Consider the following 9,390-nt stretch of genomic DNA (forward strand, 5'->3'; position numbering starts at 1 on the left):
CCCCTCTCCCACTGCGGCGGGCGGGGGGTGAGGGAATCAGAACCAAATTAGCAAACTGAGACCACTGAGCACAAGCAAACTCCAATCTTGCCAACGCCACGGGTAGGCTTGCAATATGGTCGGGCGTTGGTCGCTCAGGCCACGGGTATGCAAGGCTTCGGCCAAATCATCGGCATGCTGCAAGGCTTGGGCTAAAATCGGCAAAACCAGCCAACGCCCATTCCACAACAGATACCAGCGATCAGTGCGCATACCTCGGGTCGCCAAGCTAGCCCGCGTTTGTTGGACAATTCGCAGCATCGCGGGCAGTGTGCTCAAGCTACCTTCGAGCAAACGCACCAGATTTAATGGCAAGCCCAGTTGGTATAGACTGTCGATCAAGGCGCTTGGCTCAACCAACATAAACAGGCATAAACCAACAATACCCAAGCATGCCAGTCGCAAGCTGGCTTGGAGCGCAAGCGACCATGTGCCGCTCAGGCCTAAACTCAGCCCAAGCAAGCCACAACTGAGCAGCATCAACCCCACATGCGGCCAAATTGCCGCGCGAATGTGCCACCAAAGCCAGCCATAGATCAAGCTCAGCGCCAATAATTGCTGCCACCAAGCATCAAGCCAAAGCAAACTATGACCAATCGCAGCAACCAAGGCCAAACAGGCCAGTGGATGCCAAAACTGAGCAGTTGGGAATGGCTCGTTCATGCGCCAGCCGTTGCCTGAGGCAAGCGCAACCAACGCGACGTTAAGCTGGCTAGCCAAGCTAGATCATGGCTGCTAATCAAAGCCGACACCTGTTGAGCCAAGGTTTGTAACAGCTCACGCAATTGCCAGCGGCCTGCATAATCCAAGCCTGCGGTTGGCTCATCGAGCAACAAAATTTTTGGTTTGTGCAACAGCGCACAGGCTAAAGCAACTCGCCGTTGCTCACCTCCACTCAACTGAAACGGCGAACGTGCCAATAATTCAGCCAAGCCAAAACGCTCGATCAACTGCTCCCGCCAGGTTGGGTCAGCACAGGTTAGTTCTTCTGCCACCGTTGGCCGATAGAAAAAGCTGCGCAGATCTTGTGGCGGGCTAGCAAGATAGGTAGCCCGTTGATCAGCCCGTTGTTGATTAATTGGGCGCTGTTGATAGCAGATCCAGCCAGTTTGGGGGCGCAGCACGCCGCTGGTTAATTGCAAGAGGCTGGTTTTGCCGCTACCGTTCGGCCCAACCAAACCAACCTGGGTACAATCCAGTTGCTCGCTAAAGTTGGCAAAAATTGGGCGTTGATTACGCTTGTAGCCAAGTTTATGCCATGTCAGCATTGGCTTGATTTTCAGCTTATTTTGTACAACAGACCATTCTTCGTTTTGAACAATTGCAGAGACAGTCCCATCGTAGATTAATTGGCCCTTTTCAAAGCTCAAGGCGCGGGTTGCCAAATCGCGCAGCAATTGCGGGCGTTGCTCGGCAATCACAACGGTTGTACCTTGCTGTTGCAATTGCTGAATCACATGGCGCACCAACTGCACACCTGCCGCATCCAAAGCAGCACATGGCTCATCAAGCACCACCAAAATTGGGTTACGAGCCAACAAGTTGGCAAGGGCCAAACGCTGAATCTCGCCGCCAGAAAGGCTTTGCGGTTGGCGTTGCAGCAGCTCAAGCAAACCAAAACGCTCCGCCAACTCGCTGACCTTGGCGGCGATCGTTGGACGCGGCAAGCCTTGTTGCGCCAAACTCCAAGCCAGATCACGCGCAACCGTGTGGCCCAAAATTTGGTTGGCAGGCCGTTGACTCAAGCTGCCAACCAATTGGCTCCACGTCGGCGAATTAAGTTGCTCAGTCGCATGACCCGCAATGCTGACTGAGCCAGTTTGTTGGCCAGCATAGCGATAGGGAATTAGGCCATTGAGCAGGCGGCAAACCGTCGATTTGCCAGCGCCATTGGCTCCCAGCAACAACACACATTCGCCCTGCGCCAAGCCAAATGACCACGGCCCAAGCTCAACTAGCGCTTGGGCATAGCGAAAGCGATAATTCTCAACGACAACAAGCTCACTCATCGGCGGGCAATAAACGGGCTTTGCGCAATAATCCAAGGCTGGCCAAGGCCAACAACGCCCCAACTAAGGCTGAAATTGCAAACGGTGTGAGCATGGCGATCAAGGCTGGGCTTTTGCCCATTGCCAACGGCGCAACCAACAACGCCGCCACAGTCGCGCCAATGAGGCCAGTGCCAATCACCTCGCCAAGCACTGCCAACCAATCGTTGCGCCAACGTTGATAGAGCAAGCCCGCCAAAAGCACGCCGATCATGCTGCCAGGGAAGGCCAAGGGCGTGCCAGTACCCAACAAATTGCGTACCAACGCCATCACGAAGGCAATCGCCAAGCCCCACCATGGCCCGACCAACACCGCCGCCAACACGTTGATCAGATGCTGGGTTGGCGAGATTTTGGCAATGCCGGTGGAAATGCTAATGGGCGAGAGTGCTAAGCCCAAGGCTGCCAAAACAATGCTATAGGCCAAGCGTCGCGTTGATTGACGCTGTTTTTGCATTAAACTGGTCATCTATCATTCCTTATAATGTGCGAGAAATTCACGACAAGCTTGGGTTGGATTGGTCGCATTCAACAAGGCCGAAACCACCACAATGCCAGCCACGCCGCAAGCTCGCACTTCTGCAACGTTATGTTGAGCAATTCCGCCAATCGCCACAACTGGGCAATCCACCGCCTCAACAATTGCTCGCAAGCCTGCCTGACCTAAGGGCGCACCAGCATCAAGTTTGGTAGTGGTGGCAGCAAATGGCCCAACCCCAAGATAATCAACGCCCAATTTTTCAGCCCGTTGGGCATCGGCCACTCCCTCAGGCGAGTAGCCAATCAAGCCCTTGAAACTGGCGCGAGCCAAATCCAAGGGCAAATCATCAACGCCCAAATGCACGCCATCAGCCCCAACCGCCAAGGCTAAGCCTAAATCGTCATTGATAATCAAGGGAATTTGGGCAATCTTGGTGAGTGGCAGGATCGCTTGGGCCAGCTGAGCGGTTTGCCGCACGGACAGATTTTTGGCACGAAGTTGTAATACCCCAATCCCGCCAGCCAGCAGCGCCGCCGTCATGGCCAAAGGGTCGCGCGAGCCAAGCGTGGCGGTATCCAACACCGCATACAAACGCCAATCAATCTGCATCATGCTGCTCCATACGATAGCTAAGCCGACTGTTATCAATTAATTCAGCAATTGCCCCAAGCTGATCAAACAGGGCCACCCGAAAACTGGCTGGGCCAAGCGCATGCATAGCCGCAACTTCAGCCGCCATTCCGAAGCCAGCGATTGCGCTGACAGTCGCCAACATAACATCATTGATAACCGCAGCAAGTGCGCCAATCAGGCTGGTTACAATGCAACCAGCGCCAGTAATTTGGCTCAGCCATTGATGCCCATGCTCAAGCTGAATCCAGTTCATACCATCACTAACCACATCGATTACGCCCGTTAGGCCAACTACACAGCCATAGCGCCGTGCCAATTGGCCTGCCACCAGCCTTGGATCATGCCAAGCGTGACCGACATCAACGCCATGGGCCACACCCGTTTGATCGAGCAAAGCCAAGGCTTCGCCCAAATTCAAGCGCAGAATCGTTGGCTGCACCGTAGCGATTAATGCCAAGGCCGCTTGTTTGCGCCAAACGGTCGCACCAACTCCAACCGGATCAAGCACAATTGGCAGATTTTTGGCTTGGGCAGCTCGTCCGGCTTGGGCAAGTAGTTGCATTCGATCAATCGTTGGCGTGCCCATGCTCAAAACAAGGGCGCGATTGGGCAACTGGCTAAATTCGGCTGGCTCGATCGCCATAATTGGCGCAGCACCAACCGCCAGCAAGGCATTGGCCAGATCATTGGCCGTCACCAAATTTGGCACAACATGCACCAACGGGCGTTGCTGGCGTAATGAATGCCAACAATCGGCAATGCTGCTTGGTGTCAACAATTTAGGCCGCACGTTGCAAGGCCGATTGCTTGGTAAACAAACCAATGTTGCCTAACCCCCAATAGATCAATCCAGCGCTCACAAGGCTTGGAATCGTCGCACCAAAGGTCGGATACCAAGCATTCAAGCCATGAAACAGGCCAATTCCCAGAATCCAAGCTACAAAGCCGCGCCAATTCAGACCAGCCTGATACCAATACCGCCCATTGACGCGATCTAGTTCGGTTACGTCAAGTTGACGCTGGCGCAACCCAAAATGATCGACTAGCACAATGCCAAACAGCGGTGCGAAAATTGAGCCAAGCAGCAATAAAAAGCCTTCATACCGCGCCATTGGCACAACCAAGGCCACTCCAGTGCAAATTAAGCCAAAGGCTAAAGCTAGCATTTTGAGGCTAATGCGACTGCTCAAATGGCCCGCCGAAACTGCCGCCGAATAAATATCAGCAAAGGCATTATCCGATTCATCAACCAAAATTAGGCTTAGAGCCAAGGCTCCCCCAGCCGCGCCCAAAATTGCTGGCAACACTTGTTGGCCCACCAAGCTTAGGGTGAAAACCACACCCAAGCCATAAAACCAAACATTCGCGGCAAAATTGCCCAAGCCACAGCCCCAAAAGGTTGGCCGCGCACCCTTGGAGTAGCGGGTATAGTCGGCAATCAAGGGCAACCACGAAAGTTGCATCGCAATCACCAGATCGAGTGCCGTGCCAAAACCCAACTCACCAGTTGCTTGATGGGCAAATAACTCAGCCAAACTGGTTAATTAAAAGGCTTGGTAGGTCAGCCAAAGCGCCGAGCCAGTGACCAACCAAATGCCCCAGGTACGCAAAAACCGCCGCACAATTGTCAGTGGCCCACCCCAGGCCATAGCCGTCACCAGCACGCCCCAAACGACCGTCCAAATGCTGGCGGGCAGATCAAGCCCAGCGCTACGGGCAATCGCATCGGTTGCCTCGCTCATCACAATAATTTCAAAGGCACCCCAACCGATTAATTGGATGAGCTTAGCAATTGTAGGAGCAACCGCACCACGAATACCCAAAGCTGGACGCAATAAAGCCATGGTTGGCAAGCCTGTATCGCTGCCAATCACGCCAACCAAGGCCAATAGCGCAGCACCAACCGCCGAGCCAAGCACGATCGCCAAACAGGCCATGCCAAAACTCAGGCTTGGCACAAGCAATGCGCCAGCGCTCAGCACTAGCAAGCCCACCCCAAGGCTCGACCACAAAGCAAAACAATCGTGGAACCCAAACGAACGTTGATCCTTGGCAATCGGATCAAGCACAGAATCAGGCGATTCCTGCATAAAAAGCACCTCCACACGGGCGTGCGGTAGGCGTTGAGCAACAAAAAACCATCGCCAACGGGTAAGGTTAGCGATGGTTTCCAATCGTCAAACGCTTCCCTACGCTGGTATAAACCAGATCAGGTTCTGAGGGTTAGCGGCATCGATCGGTCCGCCCTCTCAGCCAAGCTCACTTGGCTCCCCTAGCTTTGGTGTGGTAACCACACCATTTAGTTGTTGGTTTGCATTATATCCAAAGCTGGCGCTACGTCAAAATCGGCTTGCTTGCGATTGGCGGTAATCAAACGAATCGCTTGATCATAGAAGAAGTAGTTGTAGGCCCAATTAATCAGCACCACTAGCCGATTGCGAAAGCCAACCAAGCTCATTAGGTGAATAAATAACCACACCACCCACGCTGGAAAGCCCCAAAATTGCAGGCCAAAAATATGCGCCACCGCTGCATTACGGCCAATCGTCGCCATCGAGCCACGGTCGCGATAGATAAAAGTTTGGGTGGGCTGGTTTTGGCGCTGTTGCAAAATATTTTTGGCTGCCGTAACTGCCTGTTGAATTGCCACGGGCGCAACTTGCGGCAAGGGCTTGCCCGCCTGCTCAAGATAGGCCAGATCGCCAACAACAAACACATTTGGATCGTCGGCTAAGCGCAAATCGGGCTGAACTTGCACCCGATTGCCGCGTGCTAAGGCCAATTCGAGGCTTTGGGCCAACTCAACTCCACGCACGCCTGCGGCCCAAATCAGGGTATGGCTAGCAATCACCTCGCCACCCTTGAGATAGACCTGATCGGCGCTGGCTCCCTCGACGGCAGTATTCAAACGCACTTGCACGCCCATTTTTTCCAAGCGCTGAAGCGTTTTTTGCTGCAAGCGGGTTGGCAACATACCCAACACTTTATCGGTAGCTTCGAGCAAAATCACCTGCACTTGGCTATTTTCAAGTTGGGGAAAATCACGCACCAAAACGTGTTTGACCAACTCGCGAATTGCTCCGGCTAATTCAACGCCGGTTGGGCCTCCACCAACCACCACAAATGTATGCAAGGCCTGGCGCACCTGTGGATCACGTTCGTAAGCTGCACGTTCAAACATACTTAGCAAGTGATTACGCAACTGCTCAGCATCATTTAAATTTTTCAAGCCAAAGCTATGTTGCTCGATTTCACGGTTGCCAAAATAATTGGTTTGGCCGCCCGCCGCGACAATTAAATAATCATAGTCGAAGCTGCCCATCGTGGTAACCACGTGTTTGCTAGCGCGATCAATCTGCTCCACACGAGCCATCAAAAAGCGCACGCCCGGCCAATTGTGCATAATTCCGCGCACCGGATAGGCAATTTGCTCTGGCTCCAAGCCAGCCGTCGCCACTTGATACAGTAGCGGTTGAAAACAATGATAATTTTGTTGATCGATCAATAACACATCGACTTTTTTGCCCGCCAGGGTTTTGGCAGCTCGCAGACCCGCAAAGCCCGCCCCAATAATAATCACTTTTTGCATACTCGGCCTCCTGTTGTTACCGCATATCGATTCTACACCTTTGTGAAGTAAATAACAATAGGTAATTTGTACGATTTTTCACATAATGAGTTACAAAAATGCCTTGTTCAACTCGAACAGGGCATTTTTCAGGCCAACGGGCGAGCTTTCGTATCATCTAGCGCTTGCATTGGCCTTTCAGAATGTGTGTGGCAATCTACGGAATAATCATCACTTAGAAGGTTGAAAATTCATCAAAATCGCACATACGTGCTATAATACCACTATTGAATTGTGTTAAAGGAGCCGCATATATGGCAACTATTCGCGAAGGTAACAAGGCCGCACTCGTGGTCGTTGATGTCCAGGTCGGTGTTATGAATGGCACGTGGGAAGCCGCTCGGGTCATCGGGAATATTGCCCACGCAGTGGAACGTGCTCGCGCTGAAAACATTCCCGTGCTGTGGGTTCAACACACTGATGAGGAAATGCCGACCGATAGTCCACAGTGGCAATGGGTTCCCGAGCTAGTACCTGCCGCAGGCGAGCCACGAATTCACAAGCATTTTAATTCATCGTTTGAACAAACCAGCTTATCGGAAGAACTGGCGGCGTTAGAGGTCTCGCATATTGTGCTGGCAGGGGCAGCAACCAATTGGTGCATTCGCGCCACCGCCTATGGTGTGCTCGAACGCGGGTACGATCTCACGTTGATCAGCGATGCACACACAACCGGATCGATCGAATTGGAGAACGGCAGCACGATCGAAGCCGCAACTATTGTTCAAGATCTCAATATTGCCATGCAGTGGCTATCCTATCCGGATCGCACGAATGGCATAGCATCTGCTGAACAAATCAACTTCGCGCGTCCAGGTGGCGAACAGTAGATCTCACATGATGTGCCTAGGGTAGGGGAATGATTCAAGCAATCAGTTTTAGTCATTCCCCTAATCCCCATGCTGAGTCTCTCAATTACGACGATAATATGATTCAATCAGCGTATAACCCACAATTTCTATTCCCGAACGTCATGCCATTAATATTTTCACTCCTAATGCAGTTTCCAGAGATTAACCAATAATTCATGCTGCCAATCCACGCATATCTCAGCAGATCAACCAGTCATTCTGATAATCCGCGTTGTTGTGGTTTAACTCAAAGCCTAAAATCGTGGTGCTGTTTTTGCATAAAGTGCCAGCAGCAACTGAGTTACAATGAGGTTAACAATGCAACGACGGCAATTTGGCTGGATGTTCGGACTGGGCTTGGGGGCAATCGGCTTGGTGCAACTTTGGCAGCGCCGTTTCAAGCGTGGAAAAGCTACTCAAACGCCACAAGCCGGTAGTGGTTCACTCTATCGCCGCCGCTACTGGGTCGATTTTCAGGCGCTCAATCAATCGCCCGAAAGCTTAGTTAAGCATATCAAGGCCAATTTGCCAGATTTCAGCCCTGGTTTATTCGCTGATTTTCGCAAAGCTACGGGCAACGAGCGGGTAATGCAGGTTGGCGATGAGTATGATATTGCGATTTTGGGACCGTGGAATGGATCGGTACGGGTGTCCACCAGCCAGCCGTTGCGCTTTGGATTTTGTACGCTTGAGGGTCATCCCGAGGCCGGGCAAATTCATTTTGAGCTTAAACCACACCCTGAGCGCTCCAATACATGGCGTTTTGAAATCGCTTCGGAAGCGCGTTCACGCGATGGCTTGGTTGAAATGGCCTATCGCATTGGCAAAGTAGTGCAAACCCAAGTTTGGAGCACCTTTTGCCAACGAGTGGTTGAATTTGCCCAAGCCCAACAGCTCGGCGAAATTCAAACCAGCACAATTGAACAAACGCCGGAGGGCGAGGTAGTAATTCATGACTGAACAACCATTATGGCAACAATATCGCCAACAAATTGAGGCCTATCGCGATGCCCAGCTAAATTTCGATTTGCAGCGCGTCCACGAATATACCAAGGAAAATGGCTGGAATGTTGATGATTATGAGGCTGAATTGCCACCTGAACCGCCAGGCCAGCCCCAAGCTCATGGCTCATGGCAAGCAGCCTGCGCGGTGTTGCGCGAATATCGCTTTCCACCTCCTGATCTAATCACTGGAATTTTTATTCCCGACCAGCCGCTCGAACAACGAATTATGCTGCTACGTGGCACATTTTTGGGCTTTAGCTTCTATTTTGGGGTAAAAATTGGCGGTGTGATCGACGAAACTCGCGAGACTGAGCACGGCCCTGAGCGGGTTTGGGGCTACAACTATCAAACCTTGCAAGGCCATTTCGAGCGTGGCCAAATTGAATTTACGATCGTTAAATTGCTTGAAACCGGCCAAGTGCTATTTCGAATTCATGCCTTTTCGCAAACCGGGCGCATTCGCAACCCATTCTATTGGCTAGGCTTTAAGTTGTTTGGGCGGCATTTGCAATTGCGCTTTGCCCGTGATGCAATGCAGCGAATGCAAACCTTGGTGCAAGAAGCCTTGGCTGGTGTGCCAAGCCAAGCCAGCCAACCAACGCCCATTCAAAGCACCGCCAACAATCCCGAAGCCGCTGAACAACTAGCCGAAGTTATCGAAAACCAAGCATCGTGAACTAACAGCGTTCCCTCACCCCCTAGCCC

The 9,390-nt window shown here is 52.2% G+C and carries 9 protein-coding genes, 1 pseudogene and 1 riboswitch; of the genes and pseudogenes, 3 read left to right on the forward strand and 7 right to left on the reverse strand.

Annotated elements, in window-relative coordinates:
- Window positions 1-36 precede the first annotated feature (36 nt).
- From DEF47_RS01040 to DEF47_RS01075, 7 genes and pseudogenes are all read right to left on the reverse strand, one after another.
- Window positions 37-702, reverse strand: a complete 666-nt coding sequence (locus DEF47_RS01040; RefSeq protein ID WP_012189983.1) for a CbiQ family ECF transporter T component — start codon at window positions 700-702, stop codon at window positions 37-39.
- Complete coding sequence (locus DEF47_RS01045; protein WP_012189984.1) at window positions 699-2,048, reverse strand: ABC transporter ATP-binding protein; 1,350 nt, start codon at window positions 2,046-2,048, stop codon at window positions 699-701. Before DEF47_RS01045 ends, DEF47_RS01040 begins: the two co-directional genes overlap by 4 nt.
- Entirely contained in the window at window positions 2,041-2,556 is a 516-nt protein-coding gene (thiW, locus tag DEF47_RS01050; protein WP_012189985.1) for an energy coupling factor transporter S component ThiW, read from the reverse strand. Before thiW ends, DEF47_RS01045 begins: the two co-directional genes overlap by 8 nt.
- Window positions 2,557-2,559: 3 nt before the next feature.
- The gene (gene thiE, locus DEF47_RS01055; RefSeq protein WP_012189986.1) at window positions 2,560-3,180 is read right to left on the reverse strand and encodes a thiamine phosphate synthase; all 621 of its coding nucleotides are present in this window, start codon (window positions 3,178-3,180) and stop codon (window positions 2,560-2,562) included.
- On the reverse strand, window positions 3,167-3,979 hold the full coding sequence (gene thiM, locus DEF47_RS01060) for a hydroxyethylthiazole kinase (protein ID WP_012189987.1): 813 nt from the start codon (window positions 3,977-3,979) through the stop codon (window positions 3,167-3,169). The genes thiE and thiM overlap by 14 nt, the downstream gene beginning before the upstream one ends.
- 1 nt (window position 3,980) lies before the next feature.
- Window positions 3,981-5,291, reverse strand: a pseudogene (gene cytX / locus DEF47_RS25250) (putative hydroxymethylpyrimidine transporter CytX).
- 79 nt (window positions 5,292-5,370) lie between these two features.
- Window positions 5,371-5,485: riboswitch (TPP riboswitch) on the reverse strand.
- A gap of 15 nt (window positions 5,486-5,500) precedes the next feature.
- Window positions 5,501-6,790 (reverse strand): NAD(P)/FAD-dependent oxidoreductase, encoded by a 1,290-nt coding sequence (locus DEF47_RS01075; protein WP_012189988.1) that lies wholly within the window; start codon window positions 6,788-6,790, stop codon window positions 5,501-5,503.
- Window positions 6,791-7,083: 293 nt separating this feature from the next.
- Here DEF47_RS01075 and DEF47_RS01080 point away from each other — a divergent pair, with 293 nt between their 5' ends.
- From DEF47_RS01080 to DEF47_RS01090, 3 genes are all read left to right on the forward strand, one after another.
- On the forward strand, window positions 7,084-7,659 hold the full coding sequence (locus DEF47_RS01080; RefSeq protein ID WP_012189989.1) for a cysteine hydrolase family protein: 576 nt from the start codon (window positions 7,084-7,086) through the stop codon (window positions 7,657-7,659).
- Window positions 7,660-7,998: 339 nt separating this feature from the next.
- On the forward strand, window positions 7,999-8,640 hold the full coding sequence (locus DEF47_RS01085) for a DUF1990 family protein (protein ID WP_012189990.1): 642 nt from the start codon (window positions 7,999-8,001) through the stop codon (window positions 8,638-8,640).
- A complete protein-coding gene (locus tag DEF47_RS01090) occupies window positions 8,633-9,361 on the forward strand; it encodes a DUF1990 domain-containing protein (RefSeq protein WP_012189991.1) in 729 nt (242 codons plus the stop codon). Before DEF47_RS01085 ends, DEF47_RS01090 begins: the two co-directional genes overlap by 8 nt.
- The last annotated feature ends 29 nt before the right edge of the window (window positions 9,362-9,390 follow it).

The organism is Herpetosiphon sp. (genome assembly GCF_003512625.1).
Classification (GTDB): Bacteria; Chloroflexota; Chloroflexia; order Chloroflexales; family Herpetosiphonaceae; genus Herpetosiphon; species Herpetosiphon aurantiacus.